Origin of the sequence: Taklimakanibacter albus, from assembly GCF_016595235.1 — a bacterium.
GTDB lineage: Bacteria > Pseudomonadota > Alphaproteobacteria > Rhizobiales > Aestuariivirgaceae > Taklimakanibacter > Taklimakanibacter albus.
On the sequence record NZ_JAENHL010000004.1, the window covers coordinates 401151 to 418306 of the forward strand.

Sequence of the window (17156 nt, forward strand, 5' to 3'; positions counted from 1 at the left end):
TGTTGTTCCCTGCAGATCCGCTGTTGTTCCGCTGTAAATTCCCCTGCAAATTACAGCGGAATTTTCGGAAATCCGCTGTTCTTTTCTAGACCGTGATGACACCGGCGGAGACGCGCACCGCCTGGCCGCCAACGCGCACTTCGGTTAGATCGCCCTTCGCCACATCCGCTTCGAGCACGAGATCGCTCGGCCGCTTCATCTCATAGCCTTGCTCGATCACGAAGCGATGCTTGCCGTCCTTAAGCTTGTCCGCGATGAGAAGCTGCCGGGCGAGCAGCGCCGTCGCCGAGCCGGTCGCCGGATCTTCCGGAATGCCGCCGCCCGGCGCATACATGCGCGAACGGAAAGAGGCATCCTTGCCGTCGCCGCCGCGCGTATAGACATAGGCCGCATCGACATAGGCCTCGTGTTTTCCGAGGATGCCCATGAGCGCGCTCCAGGCCGGCTCGCAGACGCGGGATTTTTCCAGGACACTGCGCGATACGACCGGCACGAAGAAGAAGGTCGGTCCTCCCTGCAGGAGGATCGGCGCATGACCCGCAAAGCCGATCTCATCCGCCGACAGTCCGAGTGCCGCCGCAATGGCGGCTTTGTCCGGACCGTCGTCAACTTTCACCGGCACCACCGGCGCCTTGAACATGCCATGCGGCACGTCGCCTATACGCGTCACCTTGACCGGCACGAGGCCCGCAACCTCCTCGAGCCGGATCTCGGTCTCGAAGGAGCAGCCGGGCTTGTTCTTCATCTCGGCGAGCAGGATGGCGCAGCCGAGCGTCGGATGGCCGGCGAAGGGCATCTCGCCACCCGGGAAGAAGATGCGCACCTTGGCGGTGTTGTTGGGATCGGCGGGCTTCATCACGAAGATCGTCTCCGAGAGATTGAACTCGCGGGTGATCGTCTGCATTTGCTCCGTCGTCAGATGATCGGCATCGTGGACGACCGCCAGCGGATTGCCGCCGAAGCGCTTGTTGGTGAAGACATCGAGGGTGTTGAATTTGAGTTCCATGGCGGTGATTGGTAATCCGCCGGGCATTTGACCGCAAGTGGAGTATTGCACCCTGACGAATTGTATGGAGGCAATCTTAATCGAGCATATGCGCCGCGACGGTGCCGGAATAGACCGGCTCGACGGCGCCGGTCAGGACGACCCCGCCGATCCCGTCCCAGTGCACTTCTACGGTTCCGCCGTCGCATTCGACCTCGACAGCATGGTCCAGCAGTCCACGCCTGATACCGCCGACAACGGCGCCGCAGGAACAGGAGCCCGATCCGAGGGGTATCCCGCCGCCGCGCTCCCAGATGCGCAAGCGGATATGGCCACGGTCAATCACCTGGACGAAATGCACATTCGTCCGGCGCGGGAAAAGCGGATCGGCTTCGATCGCCGGTCCGACGGCCGCGACATCGATCGCCGCCAGATCATCGACGAAGAAGGTGCAATGCGGATTGCCCATGCTGCAGGCCGTCGGGCCTCCCGCGAGAGGCAACATATTTGTGTCGAGTTCGCGTGCGAGTGGAATATCCCGCCAATCGAGAAGCGGCTTTCCCATATCGACGGAAACCGCCCGGCCTGCCCCGCGCCGGCAGGTCAGCAAGCCGCGATTGGTTCTCAGCACGATCGACGATATACCGGCTTCGTTCATCAGCATGTCCGCGACGCCCCTTGTAGCGCTGCCGCAGGCATCGAGCGCGGTGCCATCCGGATTCCAGAACACCAATCGCGCGGCCGCGTCGTCGCAATCGAGCATGACGGCAAGCTGATTGAAGCCGATGCCGCGGTTTCGGTCACCCAGGCGACGAACCAATTCGCTCGCCAGCGGACCGGTCTCACCGCGCCTGTCGACGATGACGAAATCGTCGCCATGCGCATGCATCTTCTGGAAGTGCAGAACCATGAACCGTCTGCTAGCGGTCGAGCTCCGCCGCATCAAGACGCATATTGCATCCTGACGTTTTGTATCGATGCATCCTATCGGGCGGCTTCGAGGCGACGGTACCGCCAGACATGCACGACCGCGACACTTGCGATGAGAAGCGCCCCCAGCAGCTGCCAGCGATAATCGGGCACCATCATCGCGACACCGCCGAGCACGGCCGCGAGTCGCTCGACGCTGCTCGCCGGGCCGGTGATCCAGCCTGCGGCGCCGATGCAGAAGCCGGCCAAGGCCAAGCTCGAGGTCAGCGTGATCATGACAATCTGCGTGATGCTGCCCGACAGCAGGAGGCCCATGCCGTCGGGCGACAGGCAGAACATCACCGGCACGACGAAGGCCGGCAGCGTGTATTTCCACGCCTGCATCATGGTTTTGAAGGGTGAGCCGCCGCAGATGGCGGAGGCGGCGAAAGGCGCCAGCGCGGTCGGCGGCGACACATCCGCCAGCACCGCGTAATAGAACATGAACATATGCGCGGCCGGCGCCGGCACATCGAGCGAGACGAGCGCCGGGACGAGGATGACGGCGGCGATGATATAGGACGCGGTGACCGGGATCGCGGTGCCGAGGATCCACATCGCGAAGGCGGCGAGCAGGATGGTCACCGCCAGACTGCCGCCGCCCAGCTCGACGATCTGTCCCGACAATCTGAGGCCGAGCCCCGTGAGATTGATGATCGATACGATGATGCCGGCGGTGGCGCAGGTGGCGGCGATGCCGACGCAGCCCTTGCCGCCTTCGACCAGCGCGGCGATCAATCTCTCCGTCGCCGCATCCGGCGCCCTGCCCTGATGTTTGTCCCAATAATGAAGCGCGATGCTGACGAGGCCGCCGGCGATCAGGCCGAGAAAGGCCGCGACCGACAGGCGCTCGCCGCTGAAATAGAGGATGATCGTCAGCACGAGCGCGGCCGCCGCGCCCGGCAGAGTGAGGAGCCTTTGCTCGCGCCGGATCAGGCTCAGGATCACCGCGATCACGATCGACCAGAACACCGCCATGAAGGCGCTGAGGCCATAGATCAGCAGCACCGCGATCGCCGCGAGCGACAGGAAGTGATAGCCTTGGCTGGTGGTGAGCTTCCACAGCGACTGGTCGCTGGTCTTGACCGGCTTCACATGGAGGCGGCGCGCATCGGCCTCCACCATCAGCCAGCAGCAGAGATAGTAGAGCACGGTCGGAATGGTCGCCATCACCAGCACGTCGAGATAGCTGATGTCGAGATATTCGGCGATGATGAAAGCGGCCGCCCCCAGTGTCGGCGGCGACAGCGTGGCGCCGATGCCGGCAGCGGCGGTGAGCCCGCCGGCGGTGGCCGGATTGTAGCCCGAGCGTTTCAGCATCGGCCAGGACAGCGAGGCGAGCGTCACGGTGGTCGCCACGCCCGAGCCCGAGACGGTGCCGAGCAGGAAGCCCGACGCCACCACGGCGCGGCCGGGGGCAGCCGGGGCTGGTCTCTTGCCGAACAGCGCGAAGGCCCAGTCGATGAAAAATTTGCCGGCGCCGCCGCGGTCGAGCACCGCGCCATAGAGCGAGAAGATGATGATGAAGGTCGCCGCCACATCGGTCGGCGTCGAGAACAGGCCTTCGAGGGTGAGATAGTTCTGCCCCACGATACGCGCGATCGAGAAGCCGCGATGATTAAAGGGCTCGGGCATGTAGCGCCCGAAATAAGCATAGAGGAGGAAGGCGGCGGCAATCAGCGGCAAGGCCCACCCCGTTGCGCGCCTTGTCGCCTCGAGCACCAGGAGGATCAATATGCCGCCGAGCCAGACCTCGATATCGAGCGGCGACGTGGCGCGCATCTTCGTCGCCTCGAGATGCGTCGTGAGATAATAGATCGAGGCGAAGGCGAGCGCGATCAGCAGCCAGTCGATGATGCGGACATGGCGGCCCTCGCCCTTCGGGAACAAGGGATAGATGAGGAAGGCCGCGGCCAGCACCAGCCCGACGAAAGTGGCGCGATAGATCGAGGTGTTGATCGCGAACTGCGTCCAATAGAGCGCATAGAGCGACAGCCCGGCGCAGAGGCCGGCGGCAAGCCAGGCCTCCCAACCGACAAGCCGGCGCGTCCGCCCGGACTCACTGTCGATCGCCAGCTGGTCGAGCTTGTCCTGGTCGAGCTCCGTCTGCGCCACCAGCCGCGCCTCAGCCGGCCGTCACACCACGGCTCTTGTAGAATTCGACCGCCGCCGGATGATGCGGAACCGCCGACTTGGCGGCCGCGGCTTCGAGCGTCAGCCGCTTGGCCACCGGATGGATCTGCGCCACTTCGGCGAGATTATCGAAGATCGCCGCCAGGATTTCCTTGACCAGCGCGCCATCGAGCGCCTCCGGCACAAGCAGCACATTGTCGACGCCGAGCACCGGCAGGTCCTCTGCAAGTCCCTCGTAGACACCCTTCTTGAGCGACGAGGGCAGATAGACGCCCGGATATTTCTCGGCAAGGCCGCCGGCGAGATCGCCGGTATTGATGAAGGTGATGTCGGCGGCATTGGTCGAGGCGAGGTCCTTGACCGCCGGCGTCGGCACGCCGCCGATCCAGAAGAACACGTCGATCTTGCCATCCTTCAAGGCGCCGACCGACTCGGCGACGCCGAGATTGTCGCGCGTGACGTCCTTCATCGGGTCGAGCCCCGCCGCCGCCATCACCCGGTCGGCGATGGATTCGGTCGATGAGCCGGAAGAGCCGACCGAGGCGCGTTTGCCCTTGATGTCGGCGATGGTCTTGATGCCGCTCGATTTCGAGGCGACGGTGTGGAAGACGCTCGGATAGAGAACGGCGAGTGTGGCGACCTTTTGCGGCCCGACATCCTGATAGGCGTCCGTGCCCTTGAAGCCATCGAAGGCGGAATCGACCGTCGAGAAGCCGATTTCGGCATCGCCCTTGGCGAGCAGTTTCACATTGTCGACCGAACCGCCCGTCACTTCCGCCGTCGCCTGCATCTCGGGCAGTTTTTCCGAGAGCAGTTTGGCGAGACCGCCACCATACGGATAGAACACGCCGCCGGTGCCGCCCGTGCCGATCACGATGTAACGCGTCGCCGCCTGGCTCGGTGCGCTGCCCAGCATCGGCACCAAAGCGGCGCCGCCCATCAGGGCAAACAAGTCGCGGCGTGAAAACTGGCTCATGGTGGTTCCTCCCCGGATATTGATTTTCATAAGGTCGCTGAGAGTGTTCTCCCAGGCCCGGCCCGTCAAGCGCAATCCTACTTTCGCAAGGGTATTCCTTAAGCTCGATCGGCGGTCAAATAACGTGCGATTGCAACAGCATAGGCCGGCATTGTTGAATCAAATTGTGAACTCGCTCTGACGATCTCGATATCGCTGAGCTCGTCCTCATGGCCACTGCGCAGATAATGCCTCACCGCTTCCGCCAGCATGTCGGCCGGCTGCGCGAAGCGGAACACTTGCGCCACCGACAGGCGCGGCCCGTCGAACACCGCCAGAAGCTCAGCCCTCTCCGCGTCGGCGGCTTTCAGTCCGGTCTCTTCGGCTAGTTCACGGATAAGCGAGCCCATGACATCGACGCGGCCATCAACGGAGACATCCTTCATTTCGAGCGAGCCGCCGGGCGGATAGATCTTGCCGGCATTGAGCGTGTGGGACGCCATGCGGCCATAGAGCAAGGCATTGTCGGCCGTGTGAACGATGGCCGAGCCGAAAACGTTGCTGACGCTCTTGTCGGGCCAGCCCCAGTCGCGCCAGGCGACGAAGCTCGCATAGTCGGTCTTGATGAAGCGGCCGGTGAGCACCGTATCGGCGACCTTGGCCCCAGCGCAGATCAGCACATCGCCGTTCCAGATACGCGGATTGGCGTCGGCGAGCTTGCGCCAATGTTCGGTGATGCGGAGCTTCTCGGCCTCCGCGAAGGACCATGATCCGGAATGAAGACGAAGATCGAGCGCGGTGATGGCGACAGGCGTGAGACTCATGGCGGCAAGTCTTGGCATAGCCCCTCCACTGGCGCAATTGGTCCGCGATTGGTACACAGTGGTTTCCCTATCCGCAGGACATCCATGACCCGCGATTCTCGTTACGACATCCTCTTCGAGCCCATCCGCATCGGCCCCGTCACCGCGCGCAACCGCTTCTATCAGGTGCCGCATTGTAACGGCATGGGCTATCGCGACGTCTCTGGCCTCGCAGCCATGCGCGGCATGAAGGCGGAAGGCGGCTGGGGCGTGGTGTGCACCGAAATGGTCGAGCTCCATGCGGCCAGCGACGTGGCGCCCTATGTCGAATTGCGCAATTGGGATGACCAGGACATCCCTACCCTGGCCCGTATCGCCGACAAGATTCACGAGCACCAATCCCTCGCCGGCCTCGAGCTCTGTCATTCGGGCTACACGGCCGCCAATCTCTATTCGCGCGAGACGCCGATCGCGCCGATGGCGATGAACACCTCGACCTATCATTTCGATCCCGTCCATGCCCGCGCGATGGACAAGCAGGACATCAAGGACCTGCGCCGCACCCATCGCGCCGCCGCCTTGCGCGGCAGGAAGGCGGGCTACGATCTGATCTATGTCTATGCCGGCCATGGCCTTGGCATCTTCCAGCAGTTCCTGTCACGCGCCACCAATGACCGCGCTGACGAATATGGCGGCTCGCTCGAAAACCGCGCCCGCCTGCTGCGCGAGGTGATCGAGGACACCAAGGACGCGGTCGGGGATACCTGCGCCGTCCCGGTGCGTATCGCGATGAGCGAGTTCTTAGGGAGCGACGGCCTTGAGCCCGCCGAGGTCGAGGACGCCATCGCCATGATGGCGGAGCTTCCCGATCTCTGGGATCTGTCGCTGTCCGCCTGGCCCAAGGATTCGCAGACCTCGCGCTTCTCCGAGGAAGGCTTCCAGGAGCCCTATATCAAGGGCGTCAAGAAACTCACCTCGAAGCCGGTCGTCGGCGTCGGCCGCTACACCTCGCCCGATGCGATGGTGCGCGTCATCCGCCAGGGCATCATGGACATGATCGGCGCCGCCAGGCCGTCGATCGCCGATCCCTATCTGCCGAAGAAGATCGAGGAAGGCCGCCTCGACGACATCCGCGAATGCATCGGCTGCAATATCTGCGTCACCGGCGATTACACCAAGACGCCGCTGCGCTGCACCCAGAACCCGTCGATGGGCGAGGAATGGCGCAAAGGCTGGCATCCCGAGCACATCCGCGCCAAGGCGCGCGAGGCGCAGATCCTGATCATCGGTGCAGGTCCGGCAGGCCTCGAAGCCGGGCGTGCGCTCGGCCAGCGCGGCTATCAGGTAACGATTGCGGACAAGGCGCGCGAGGCCGGCGGCCGCGTGGCGCGCGAATGCCGCCTGCCCGGCCTTGCCGCCTGGGGCCGCGTGCGCGACTGGCGCCTCCTGCAGATCGGCAAGATGACGAATGTGAACCTCTATCTCGAAAGCGATGTCACCGCCGACACGGCGCTCGAATTCGGCGCCGATCACATCGTCTGTGCCACCGGCGCTCTGTGGCGGCGCGACGGCGCCGGCCATCATCAATATCTGCCGCTTGCCGTCGATGCCGCCGCCGATGTCCTGACGCCCGATGACGTCATGTCGGGAGTTCGTCCCAAGTCCAGGGAGGCAATCGTTTTCGATGACGATCACTATTACATGGCGAGCGTGCTTTGCGAGCTTCTGGTGAAGGACGGCATCAAGGTGACCTATGTCACCCCCGCCGCGGTCGCCGCCGCCTACACGGTCAACACCATGGAGCAGAAGCTCATCCAGGCCCGCCTCCTCGAGCTCGGCGTGACGGTCGTCACCGCCGAGGCCCTGTCGGAGGTGACGGCGCAGGGCCTCGTCACTTCCTGCATCTATACCGGCAAGGAGCGCCGGCACGCGGCCGGATCGGTCGTGCTCGTCACCTCGCGCAAGGGCGATGATGCGCTCTATCGCGAGCTGAAGGAGCGTGGCGCAAAGGTGACGGCGATCGGCGATGCCTGGGCGCCGGCGGCGATTGCCCACGCCGTCTATGCCGGCAGGCGCTTCGCCGAGGAGTTCGACACCAGCCCGCGCGACATGATGGAAACACCCTTCCGCCGCGAGCTGCTCACGCTGGCGGGCAGTTAGCTCGCGAAGAGACGTGTCTTCTCGATGAGGGCCTCCGCGGCGATGCGCCAGGCGCCGAGCTGATCCTCGCGCCGAACGCCATCGATCGTCGGAACGGCCTGCGCGCGCGGCGAGGAGAAATTCCAAGTATGCCCGCCGGGATTGATCTCGAAGCAATACAATCTTCCGCTCTTGGCATCGCGGCTGATATCGCAGGCCTGGAAGGGCACTTGCGGAATGGCGCGATAGCAGGTGCCGGCGAAGGCCAGGATCTCTTTGTCGTAACAATAAGCGAGCTCTCGGGCGCCGCCGGTTGCCGCGTTGGAGACGACGCCTTCGGTCGTCCTTGGGACGGTGCTGTCCGGCCGTTGGATCTTGATCAAGGATTTTCGTCGGAGGGCATAAAGCACGCTGCCGAACAGGGTGACGACGCGGTAGTCCTCTGCATAATCACCGTTGTCGACGAACTGCTGAACGATCGTGTTTGATGCCGTCTTGCCTTGCAGGCTCATGATGGCAGGCGAGACATGTTTGTAGCTTGCCGTGTGCGCCAGCTCCACGCCGCGTCCCTTCGAGGCATATCCAAACCTGACCGGCTTGACGATGACATAAGGTCCCCAATCATACTCGGACAGGCGGAGATTGGGGCGCGAATAGACCCAGCGCGGAACGCGTACGCCGCCCTTGGTCAAGAGGCGCATCTGCTCGTCTTTGCCGATGGATTGACCGCAGAACACTTTTCCGCGCGGCGCCTTGAAGTGCTGCAGCATGGAGGGGCAGAACGTCATGAGCGGATTGGCCGCGATGTCCTCGCGCGGCCTGATCCCTGAAACGTCCGGATAGATGAAGACTTTGACATCTTCGCATCGGTTTCTGATCTCGTCAGCGATGGCGGTGTAGTCGCTGACGGAAAACAGATCGGGCTGGTGAACGAGCGCCAGGTGTTTGAGCATGTTCTACGCTTGCCAAAACAGGTGAAGCTGCCAGAATGCATATATCATTATTTGCCGTGATGAAATGCCGAGGGGGGCTGATCGGAAGGGGCGATGGCGAAACGGTTCGCTGTGTTTGGCGCTGAATCCATTTTCACCGCGGACTATGCCGAAACTGTCGAAAGACTTGGCTATGTGCTCGACCTCGCCATTGTCGATGGCGAGCCGGAATGGGACATGGCGGGCCTCAATCCGAAAACCCTCGCGCAGTGCCGCCCCGATGATGTGAGCGTCCCTTGCGGGATTCCCTGGGTTACGCCGGGCTTGAAGTGGCAGAAGGCGCAGGCGGCCATCACACACGGGTTTCATGACTTCCCGAGCCTTGTCGACCCGCATGCCAGCCTTGCCCGAACAGCGACGGTGGCGCGCGGCGTCTTCGCCGGCGCCAGCGCCACCATCGGCGCCCTTGCCGTGGTCGGTGAGTTCGCCCTGCTCAATCGCAACGCCTCGCTTGGGCATCACAGCCGGCTCGGCTCCTACGCATCACTGGGTCCGGGATCCGTCGTCGCGGCGCGCTGCAGCATCGGCAGCGGCACCATGGTGGGCGCGGGCGCGATCGTGACACCCGGCATTTCGGTCGGCGCCAATTGCCTCATCGCCGCCGGCGCCGTGGTGACACGCGACATGCCGGACCAGGTCATGTGCGCCGGCAACCCTGCCCGGGTCACGCAATCGGGTTATTCCGGTTATAAGGACGCGCTCGTCCCGACTTGATTCCGCAGCGACAAAAAGGGCCCCGTAAGGGGCCCCTTCAGTCTTGAATTCAGTTTTTGCCGTTAGAGACCGAAGCGCCAGGACAGCACGGCGCGCACCGTGTCGCGCGAGAAGTCCACCTTGCCATCCGCATTGTTGTCTTCATCGACGCCGCCCCATTCAGGATCGAACGGCGCTCCGTCCCACTCGACGCTGTCGAGGAAGTCATGGCGATATTCGATCTTGAGCGAGATATTCTCGGTCAGGAGTTGTTCGATACCGGCACCAAGCGTCCAGCCATCGACATTGTCGTCTTCGTCGACTTCACCGAAGTCATCACCGGCCTGGAAGAACTGGAAGCCGTTGAGCCCCTTCACCTTGCCCTTGGCCCAGGTGTAGCCGCCCAAGCCGTAGATCAGCGAATTATCGTTGATGACGAAGCCCAACCGGCCGCCGACGAACCAGGTATCTTCGAGTTCCGATTCGACCTCAGCGGTGATGAAGCCATCTTCGGCTTCTGCGAATGAGGAAGCACTGGCGTCAGATTTGCCGTTGAAATCATAGTTGGCGAGGACACCGACGACGAAGGGCGTATCTTCGAATTGGTAGTCGGCGCCGATTTCTATGGTGCCGAAACCATAGAATTTGCCCTCGTCCCCTTCAATCCCGATGAAGCTGGGAATGGCCGAATCCCAGGGATCGATATCGAAGTTGGACTCGGCGTCATACGAGTTGTAACCGGCGCCGCCGCCGATACCGATATGCACGGCGGTCCAATTGGTCGTGGGCGCTGGCGGCAGGATGTCCGCGGCAAAGGCGGACGGCGCGATCATCACCAAGGCCGTAGCGGACATCAGAAGAAACTTATTCATAAAACCCCTCCAATTGGTTTGGCCCCTAATTATTCCTTAGAGTAAAATGGATTCTATCCCCTCGGCAAGACACAGAAACAACCCAGAGTAAGTTTGTTGGGGATTGTGGCTTTTGAGCAACACATGAGTTAGTATATTGTTTTTATTGACTATTTTTGAATTCGACAGGTCGCAAAAATTCCAAAGAGTCCAGAAAGAGTAGCTCAGAGGTAGAGCCCGGCCCGGTTAAGCCTCGGTTTACCAAGATCGCCGACTCTCTGCCGGACACTCGGGGACTCGACGACCATGACACGGCTGACTTCCGCTTTTGTTTTACTGCTTTCCACTGGCCTGGCGGCTTCCGCCCATGCCCAGTCTACCGATTATACCGGTTCCATCAGCTCGCTGACGCGCCAGGCGCCGACCGGCAAGCTCGCCACCCAGACAGAGGTCCTGGACGGACAGTCCCAGGCCGCCCTGATCACCCCCGCCTCGCCCCAGGCGATGGACGCGGCCATCGCCATGTACGATCACATCGCCCGCAATGGCGGCTGGCCGTCCGTCCGCGAGCGCAACCTGGAAAAGGGCGATTTCAGCCCCGGGGTCGCGGTCCTGCGCCAGCGCCTGGTGGCCGAAGGCTACCTCCCGCCCCAGAGCCTCGAGGTCGACGAGCCGGAGAAATTCTCGGTCGAGATCCGCAATGCGGTGAAGGCCTTCCAGGCCAATCATGGCCTCGCCCCCACCGGCAAGGTCGATGACCGGACCCGGGCCGAATTCAACATCCCGGCCGCCGCCCGCTTGCGCCAACTGCAGATCAACCAGCCGCGCGTCGCCGCCTATGCGGCGAAGCTCGGTCCCCGCTACATCCTGGTCAATATTCCATCGGCCCAGCTCGAGGCGGTGAATTTCGGTGCCGTCTATTCCAGGCACAATATCGTCGCCGGCAAGATCGACCGTCCCTCACCGGCCTTGATGAGCCGGATCAGCGACATCAATTTCAATCCCTATTGGACGGCGCCCGATTCCATCGTCAAGCGCGACCTCCTGCCCAAGCTCGCCAAGGATCCCGACGTGTTGAGCAAGATGAAGATCCGCGTTATCGAGAAGGCGAGCGGCCGCGAGATCGACCCGGGCAGCGTCGACTGGGGCATGACGCCGAGCAGCCAGTTCCTATTCCGCCAGGACCCGGGCGATCAGAACGCCATGGCGACGGTGAAGATCAACTTCCCCAATAAATATGCGGTCTATCTGCATGACACGCCGACGCGCGAATTGTTCGGCCAGAACGCCCGCTATCTGAGCTCAGGCTGCATCCGCGTCGATCGCGTCCAGGTGCTGATCGATTGGATCCTGTCCGGTCAGGACGGCTTCAATCCCGATATGATCGAGACCATCGCCCAGTCGGGCAAACGTCTCGACAAGCCGGTGCGCAACGGCCCCGATCTCCGGATCATGTATCTGACCGCCTGGGCCACCGAGGACGGCCGCATCCATTTCCGCCCTGATATCTATCATCTGGACGGCACCGGCTTCGTCACCGGCCAGCCGCAGCCGCGCAGCGAGTTCTGATCTTCAAGACTGCCGGTTCTTGATCATCATCCCGGCGATCTCCTTGAGCAACTTGGCCGCCACATTGGCGGTGAGGTTCGAGATATCGCAGCGCGGATTATATTCGACGATGTCGGCGGCGACGATGGGCTGATCGAGCCGGTGGAGGAGATTGACCACCTGGCGGACCGTCAGGCCGCCGGGCTCGCGATAGGTCACGCCGGGCGCATGCGCCGGATCGAGCGCATCGATATCCATCGAAATGAAGATCGGCGTCCCGATATCGAGCCTGAGATCCTCGCCGCAACGCCCCGCTTCGATGACCTCGACGCCGAAGCGCTTGAACTGGTCGCGATGATGCCCGTTGATGGTGCGCAGTCCCACCTGGATCAGCCGGTCGGTGAGTCCCTCCTCCATGATCCGTGCGAAGGATGAAGTCTGCGAGCGCCGGTTGCCCTCATAGGCGTCATAGATGTCGGGATGCGCATCGATATGGAGGATGGTGAGGCTCTTATGGCGCTGGCGCACCGCCCGCATGAGCGGATGGGTGATGGCGTGATCGCCGCCCAGGCAGATCAACGGATCGCCGATATCCAATATGCGCCCGACGGTTTCCTCGATGACATCCCAGGGATCTCGCCCGTCCTCGAAGCGGATATCGCCATGATCGCTGAACGCCTCATTGAGATCGATGCCGGTTTCGGTCCACAGGCTGTGGGCGTCGGAATGCAATTCCGCGCGAATGGGGGCCGGCGCCTCGGCCGCGCCCTTCATCATCGCGGAATTGTCGTCATTGGGAATGCCGAGAAGCGAGACCTTGGTCATGATTCCTGCCTGGTTCGAAGGGGGATACGCTTCGAGCACATCGATTTGCCAGAATCGTGACGCTCCTTGCTGCTCGAGATCACCGTCTTTAACATCCCACTACGTTCGATCTGGAGGCCTTTGAAGTGATTTTTGACATGTTTACCCGCGCCGGCCTGGCCGCGCTCACTATGTTCGCTTTCACCACCTTGGCCAAGGCCGATGGCGAGATCGACAAGCTCATGACGGCCGGCGACAAGGCCCGCCTCGCCGATTTCGACAAGGTCCGCGCCGAAGCGATCGCCGAGGCCAAGAAAGGCGGCGCGCCAACGGACGTCAAGACGCTCGACGCGATCCTCGCCGGCAAGGCCCTGTCCTTCTCGGGCAAATTCGACCTGACCGGCAATTGGCAGTGCCGCACCATCAAGCTCGGCGGGCGCCCGGCGCTCACCATCTATGGCTGGTTCAAATGCCGCGTCACTGACGACGGCTCCGGCTGGCGGCTCGAGAAGCTCACCGGCTCGCAGCGTACCTCCGGCGCATTTTATACAGACAGCGATACCAAGCTCACTTATCTGGGCGCCGGCCACTATTCAGATGAGAAGCCGCGCCGCTATCGCGCCGATCCCGATCGCGACGAGGTCGCCTATGCGGTCCGCGCCGGTGAGAAGCGCGTCCGCCTCGAATTCCCCTCGCCCAAATATGAATCGAAATTCGACATCATCGAGCTGAAGAGGTGAAGCCGGGCGACGTCATCGCTTTCATTCGCGCGCATGTCGCCGAACTGCGCCATGCCTTGCGGGTGGTCATCGCCGTCGTCGCCGCCTTCGCCGTCGTAAAACTCTTCGGCCTGCCGCAAGGCTGGTGGGCCGTCATCACTGCTCTCCTCGTGGTCCAGACCAGCGTCGGCGGCTCGCTCAAGGCGGCGCTCGACCGGCTGTGGGGCACGATGGCCGGCGCCTTTTATGGCGCGCTCGTCGCCCTCGCCATTCCGCATGCGAGCGATATCGGCCTCGGCATCGCCATCGCGGTCGCCATCCTGCCGCTCGCTTTCCTCGCCGCGGTGAATGCCATCTTCCGGGTGGCGCCGGTCACTGCCTTGATCGTCATGCTGCCGATCTACGGCCCGGCCTCCGATCCCTTGATCTCGGCCGCCGACCGCGTCTTCGAGATCATCATCGGCAATATCGTGGCGCTCGCCGTCACTTTCGTGATCCTGCCCACGCGGGCCCATGGCCAGTTGCGCGAGGCGGCGGCGCGCGTCGCCAGCCTCAATGCCGATCTCATGGAAAGGCTGATCGACGGCCTCACCCGCGATCAAGGCCGCCAGAGCGTGCCGCCCCTCCATGCCAAAATTCGCGCCGCGCTCAAGCAGACTGAAACCGCCGCCGAGGAAGCGGCGCGCGAGCGCAAGATGCGGGTGAGTGACGACCCGGACCCCGAGCCCGTGGTGCGCACCCTCTATCGGGTGCGCCATGACCTTGTGATGGTTGGCCGCGCCGCGGCCAAGCCTTTGCCCGAGCCGGTCCTGGCCGAGCTCGGCTCCCTGCTCACGACCTTGCACCAGGATGCCAGCGCCGTCCTGCGCGGCATCTCGGCAGCCCTCCTCGCCCACCTGCCGGCGCCGGGCATTGAGGCCTATCAGGCCAGCGTCCGCAGTCTGGCCCAGGCGATCGAAACCATGGCGGAGAACCGCCAGCGCCTGCCTCAGCAGGAGGCGGCGCGCCTCTTCACCTTGCGTTTCGCGCTGGAGCAACTCGGCGACGACATGCGCGACCTCGCGGCCCGCACCAGCGAGCTGGCAAAGAAGAAAGCCGCGCCGGCGACAAGCTAATTCGCCGCGGCCTTCTTCCAATCCCCGGTCGTGTTCCACCAGCGGTTGGGATTGGCGCTGTCATCGAGGCCCTTGGAACGGCTGGTGAGGATGGGCGCGATGCGGATCACCGGCTCCTGATAGGAATGGTATTCGAAGATCGCTTCGATCACCGCCTCGACAAGGGCTCGGTCATCATCGAGCTCGAAAGAGACCTCGACGACGCCGGGGCGCTTGCGGGTCTCGGTCTCGGACCCGGCGGCGGCACCCTCGAGCGGTCGGTAGCGCTCGACGCCCGCACTCGACTGATAGGCATTGCTGTCATATTTACCCATGGCGAGCGGCGTCACCTGGGTAACGGCCGCCATGATGCGGTCCACGTCATCGGCCGGCGCCTGCACGGTCAGCAGGCACTTGCGCTCCATCCGCACCGAGCGGGTCTCAAAGCCTTCTCCGGTCATCACGGGTCCTCCCTGTTGCTGGGAGCCAGGCTAGGACCCGCCCATGACAGCCTGTGTCAGCAGCTATTCCGGGCCGAGCGCCAGCCCGTCCATCGGCTTGTGCAGGAAGGCGCCGAGGACCTCGACCACCAGCCTGTGGTCCTCGCGCTGCGGCAGGCCCGACACGGTGATGGCGCCGACGACACCCGTGCCCTCGACATGGATAGGAAAGCTGCCGCCATGTGGCGCATAGTCCATGGGCGAGACGCCGCGATACTGGTCGAGCGTATCCTCCTTGGCGGCAAGCTCGCGCCCGACCCGGTAGGAGCTCTTGAAATAGCGCAGCACGACATTGCTCTTGCGCCGCACCCATTCGGGGTTGTCGGGCGTGCTGCCCGCCAGCGCCGTGTAGAAGAGTTGCCGCCCACCAACACGGATATCGACGACGATCGGCAGTTTGCGCGTCTCGGCGAGATCGCGGAATCTGAGGCCCAGCTCCCAGGCGGTGTTCTCGTCGAAGGAGGTGAAGCGCAGCACATCCTCCTGCAGCGCGAGTTGCTTGAGATCGTCACTGATGGTCATGCGGGGGCCCCCGGAGGTGTGCGGTCGAAAGACTGGCGCGCCTTGCGCACCTTCTGGTGATTGCGATCCGACCATTGCACGAGATACTCGAGTGGGTCCATCAGCGATTGGCCGAGCTTGGTGAGGCGGTAGTCGACGCTCGGCGGCACGGTCGGATAGACGGTGCGCTGGATCAGCCCGTCGCGCTGCAGGTCGCGCAAGGTCTGCGTCAGCATTCGCTGCGAGATGTCGCCGATCATCCGCTTGAGCACGCCGAAGCGGCGCGGCCCCTCTTCGAGATTCTTCAGGATCAGGACGCTCCATTTGTCGCCGATCCGGTCGAGCACGTCGCGCACCGGGCATTTGGCGATCAGCATGGCATCGGCGCCGGGCGGCATCGGCTGCAACCGGACGGGTCCATCGGCAAGGCGCATGGGTAGTTACCTCCACATAACCAGGCGCGCGGAAAGTGCCGTCTTTCGCACCTTCCCGAAAGTGCCTATCTCACATCCTGGTCTCAAAAAGAGACCAGAACTCTAGACAAACGGAGTGGAGATATCCATGTATTTCGTCACCGGCGCTTCCGGCAAGCTCGGCCAATTGGTCGCCGCCGAACTCGCACAACAAGGGACGGCGGCTGATGTCACCCTTGGCTCGCGCAACCCCGATAAGCTCGCCTCCTACGCGCAACAGGGTTTCAAGACCGCCCGCTTCGATTTCGACGCGCCGGACTCGATGCGCGCAGCACTTGCCGGCCATGACCGCCTGCTCCTGATTTCAGGCGATGCGCCGGTCGATGAGCGTATCCGTCAGCACAAAGCCGCCATCGATGCCGCCAAGGCCGCAGACGTCAAACTCATCGCCTATACGAGCTTCACCAACGCGTCGGCGAAAAGCCTCTTCACTTTCGCCAGGATACATGCCGAGACCGAGGCCTATATCAAGGCATCCGGTCTCGCTTACCGCTTCCTGCGCGACAACCAATATGCCGAGAATATTGCGAGCGCTGTCGCCCATGCCAAGGAAACCGGCGCCTTCGCCGTCTATGGCAGCAAGGGCAAGGTCGCCTATGTCACCCGCGCTGATGTCGCCAAGGCGGCGGTGGCGGCGCTCTTAACCCCGCCGAATGGCGGAGAGACTTTCGAGATCACCGGGCCACGCGCCTATGACGCGGCGGAGATCGCCGAAATCCTGAACCGGAAATGGGGTAAGCCGGTCGCGGCGGCGGAACTGCCGCGTGATGTGCTTGTCGCGATATTCAAGCAGCTGCAGTGGCCGCCCTTCGTCATCGAAGCGGTCGTCAGCCTTCACGAGGCGACGGCCGCAGGGGAGCTCGCCTCAGCAAGCGGCGACTATCAAAGATTGACAGGCAAGGCGCCGGAGAGCCTCGCCGACTTCCTTGCCCGGACAGCATAAAAAGAGCCGCTGGATCACTCCAGCGGCTTTTTCATGCATGGCGATTTGATCGCG

At 63.1% G+C, this 17156-nt stretch carries 17 protein-coding genes; 6 read left to right on the forward strand and 11 right to left on the reverse strand.

What is annotated here, in order from left to right:
• Positions 1 to 85: 85 nt before the first annotated feature.
• From JHL16_RS03275 to JHL16_RS03295, 5 genes are all read right to left on the reverse strand, one after another.
• Positions 86 to 1006 (reverse strand): PhzF family phenazine biosynthesis protein, encoded by a 921-nt coding sequence (locus JHL16_RS03275; protein ID WP_200183459.1) that lies wholly within the window; start codon positions 1004 to 1006, stop codon positions 86 to 88.
• Between the two features lie 76 nt (positions 1007 to 1082).
• Positions 1083 to 1895 (reverse strand): diaminopimelate epimerase, encoded by an 813-nt coding sequence (dapF, locus tag JHL16_RS03280; protein ID WP_200183460.1) that lies wholly within the window; start codon positions 1893 to 1895, stop codon positions 1083 to 1085.
• Between the two features lie 74 nt (positions 1896 to 1969).
• Complete coding sequence (locus JHL16_RS03285; protein WP_200183461.1) at positions 1970 to 4069, reverse strand: TRAP transporter fused permease subunit; 2100 nt, start codon at positions 4067 to 4069, stop codon at positions 1970 to 1972.
• A gap of 10 nt (positions 4070 to 4079) precedes the next feature.
• Complete coding sequence (locus JHL16_RS03290) at positions 4080 to 5063, reverse strand: TAXI family TRAP transporter solute-binding subunit (RefSeq protein WP_200183462.1); 984 nt, start codon at positions 5061 to 5063, stop codon at positions 4080 to 4082.
• Between the two features lie 98 nt (positions 5064 to 5161).
• On the reverse strand, positions 5162 to 5884 hold the full coding sequence (locus JHL16_RS03295; protein ID WP_210345936.1) for an NUDIX hydrolase: 723 nt from the start codon (positions 5882 to 5884) through the stop codon (positions 5162 to 5164).
• Positions 5885 to 5950: 66 nt separating this feature from the next.
• Between JHL16_RS03295 and JHL16_RS03300 the strand changes: the two genes are divergently transcribed.
• Positions 5951 to 8005 (forward strand): oxidoreductase, encoded by a 2055-nt coding sequence (locus JHL16_RS03300; protein WP_200183464.1) that lies wholly within the window; start codon positions 5951 to 5953, stop codon positions 8003 to 8005.
• Here JHL16_RS03300 and JHL16_RS03305 read toward each other — a convergent pair.
• A complete protein-coding gene (locus JHL16_RS03305) occupies positions 8002 to 8937 on the reverse strand; it encodes a hypothetical protein (protein WP_200183465.1) in 936 nt (311 codons plus the stop codon). The genes JHL16_RS03300 and JHL16_RS03305 overlap by 4 nt on opposite strands.
• Before the next feature lie 93 nt (positions 8938 to 9030).
• Between JHL16_RS03305 and JHL16_RS03310 the strand changes: the two genes are divergently transcribed.
• A complete protein-coding gene (locus tag JHL16_RS03310; RefSeq protein ID WP_200183466.1) occupies positions 9031 to 9690 on the forward strand; it encodes a DapH/DapD/GlmU-related protein in 660 nt (219 codons plus the stop codon).
• Between the two features lie 62 nt (positions 9691 to 9752).
• Here the strand turns inward: JHL16_RS03310 and JHL16_RS03315 are convergent, their stop codons facing one another.
• Positions 9753 to 10541, reverse strand: coding sequence for an outer membrane beta-barrel protein (locus JHL16_RS03315; RefSeq protein ID WP_200183467.1), 789 nt, complete (start codon positions 10539 to 10541; stop codon positions 9753 to 9755).
• A gap of 285 nt (positions 10542 to 10826) precedes the next feature.
• On the opposite strand from JHL16_RS03315, the gene JHL16_RS03320 reads away from it, so the two are divergent.
• Positions 10827 to 12089, forward strand: a complete 1263-nt coding sequence (locus tag JHL16_RS03320; RefSeq protein ID WP_200183468.1) for a L,D-transpeptidase family protein — start codon at positions 10827 to 10829, stop codon at positions 12087 to 12089.
• Positions 12090 to 12092: 3 nt separating this feature from the next.
• On the opposite strand, the gene JHL16_RS03325 is transcribed toward JHL16_RS03320, so the two are convergent.
• Positions 12093 to 12893 carry an arginase family protein gene (locus tag JHL16_RS03325; RefSeq protein ID WP_200183469.1) on the reverse strand — a complete coding sequence of 267 codons (801 nt, stop codon included), beginning with the start codon at positions 12891 to 12893 and terminating at the stop codon, positions 12093 to 12095.
• Positions 12894 to 13030: 137 nt separating this feature from the next.
• Here JHL16_RS03325 and JHL16_RS03330 point away from each other — a divergent pair, with 137 nt between their 5' ends.
• Both JHL16_RS03330 and JHL16_RS03335 read left to right on the forward strand, forming a co-directional pair.
• The gene (locus JHL16_RS03330; RefSeq protein ID WP_200183470.1) at positions 13031 to 13612 is read left to right on the forward strand and encodes a DUF4893 domain-containing protein; all 582 of its coding nucleotides are present in this window, start codon (positions 13031 to 13033) and stop codon (positions 13610 to 13612) included.
• A complete protein-coding gene (locus JHL16_RS03335; protein WP_200183471.1) occupies positions 13609 to 14706 on the forward strand; it encodes an FUSC family protein in 1098 nt (365 codons plus the stop codon). Before JHL16_RS03330 ends, JHL16_RS03335 begins: the two co-directional genes overlap by 4 nt.
• On the opposite strand, the gene JHL16_RS03340 is transcribed toward JHL16_RS03335, so the two are convergent.
• The 3 genes from JHL16_RS03340 to JHL16_RS03350 form a co-directional block, all read right to left on the reverse strand.
• On the reverse strand, positions 14703 to 15146 hold the full coding sequence (locus JHL16_RS03340; RefSeq protein WP_200183472.1) for a YqfO family protein: 444 nt from the start codon (positions 15144 to 15146) through the stop codon (positions 14703 to 14705). The two genes, JHL16_RS03335 and JHL16_RS03340, sit on opposite strands and share 4 nt — an antisense overlap.
• Before the next feature lie 63 nt (positions 15147 to 15209).
• Positions 15210 to 15707: a heme-degrading domain-containing protein gene (locus JHL16_RS03345; protein WP_200183473.1), complete on the reverse strand. Its 498-nt coding sequence runs from the start codon at positions 15705 to 15707 to the stop codon at positions 15210 to 15212.
• A complete protein-coding gene (locus JHL16_RS03350; RefSeq protein WP_246770784.1) occupies positions 15704 to 16084 on the reverse strand; it encodes a winged helix-turn-helix transcriptional regulator in 381 nt (126 codons plus the stop codon). Before JHL16_RS03350 ends, JHL16_RS03345 begins: the two co-directional genes overlap by 4 nt.
• 163 nt (positions 16085 to 16247) lie before the next feature.
• Here JHL16_RS03350 and JHL16_RS03355 point away from each other — a divergent pair, with 163 nt between their 5' ends.
• Positions 16248 to 17102 carry an NAD(P)H-binding protein gene (locus JHL16_RS03355; protein WP_200183474.1) on the forward strand — a complete coding sequence of 285 codons (855 nt, stop codon included), beginning with the start codon at positions 16248 to 16250 and terminating at the stop codon, positions 17100 to 17102.
• The last annotated feature ends 54 nt before the right edge of the window (positions 17103 to 17156 follow it).

What these genes read in the sequence shown, in the direction of transcription:
- JHL16_RS03275 (WP_200183459.1), bottom strand. Translation starts at nt 1,006, where the DNA reads ATGGAACTCAAATTCAACACCCTCGATGTCTTCACCAACAAGCGCTTC.
- dapF (WP_200183460.1), bottom strand. Translation starts at nt 1,895, where the DNA reads ATGGTTCTGCACTTCCAGAAGATGCATGCGCATGGCGACGATTTCGTC.
- JHL16_RS03290 (WP_200183462.1), bottom strand. Translation starts at nt 5,063, where the DNA reads ATGAGCCAGTTTTCACGCCGCGACTTGTTTGCCCTGATGGGCGGCGCC.
- JHL16_RS03295 (WP_210345936.1), bottom strand. Translation starts at nt 5,884, where the DNA reads ATGCCAAGACTTGCCGCCATGAGTCTCACGCCTGTCGCCATCACCGCG.
- JHL16_RS03300 (WP_200183464.1), top strand. Translation starts at nt 5,951, where the DNA reads ATGACCCGCGATTCTCGTTACGACATCCTCTTCGAGCCCATCCGCATC.
- JHL16_RS03305 (WP_200183465.1), bottom strand. Translation starts at nt 8,937, where the DNA reads ATGCTCAAACACCTGGCGCTCGTTCACCAGCCCGATCTGTTTTCCGTC.
- JHL16_RS03310 (WP_200183466.1), top strand. Translation starts at nt 9,031, where the DNA reads ATGGCGAAACGGTTCGCTGTGTTTGGCGCTGAATCCATTTTCACCGCG.
- JHL16_RS03315 (WP_200183467.1), bottom strand. Translation starts at nt 10,541, where the DNA reads ATGAATAAGTTTCTTCTGATGTCCGCTACGGCCTTGGTGATGATCGCG.
- JHL16_RS03320 (WP_200183468.1), top strand. Translation starts at nt 10,827, where the DNA reads ATGACACGGCTGACTTCCGCTTTTGTTTTACTGCTTTCCACTGGCCTG.
- JHL16_RS03325 (WP_200183469.1), bottom strand. Translation starts at nt 12,893, where the DNA reads ATGACCAAGGTCTCGCTTCTCGGCATTCCCAATGACGACAATTCCGCG.
- JHL16_RS03330 (WP_200183470.1), top strand. Translation starts at nt 13,031, where the DNA reads ATGTTTACCCGCGCCGGCCTGGCCGCGCTCACTATGTTCGCTTTCACC.
- JHL16_RS03340 (WP_200183472.1), bottom strand. Translation starts at nt 15,146, where the DNA reads ATGACCGGAGAAGGCTTTGAGACCCGCTCGGTGCGGATGGAGCGCAAG.
- JHL16_RS03345 (WP_200183473.1), bottom strand. Translation starts at nt 15,707, where the DNA reads ATGACCATCAGTGACGATCTCAAGCAACTCGCGCTGCAGGAGGATGTG.
- JHL16_RS03350 (WP_246770784.1), bottom strand. Translation starts at nt 16,084, where the DNA reads ATGCCGCCCGGCGCCGATGCCATGCTGATCGCCAAATGCCCGGTGCGC.
- JHL16_RS03355 (WP_200183474.1), top strand. Translation starts at nt 16,248, where the DNA reads ATGTATTTCGTCACCGGCGCTTCCGGCAAGCTCGGCCAATTGGTCGCC.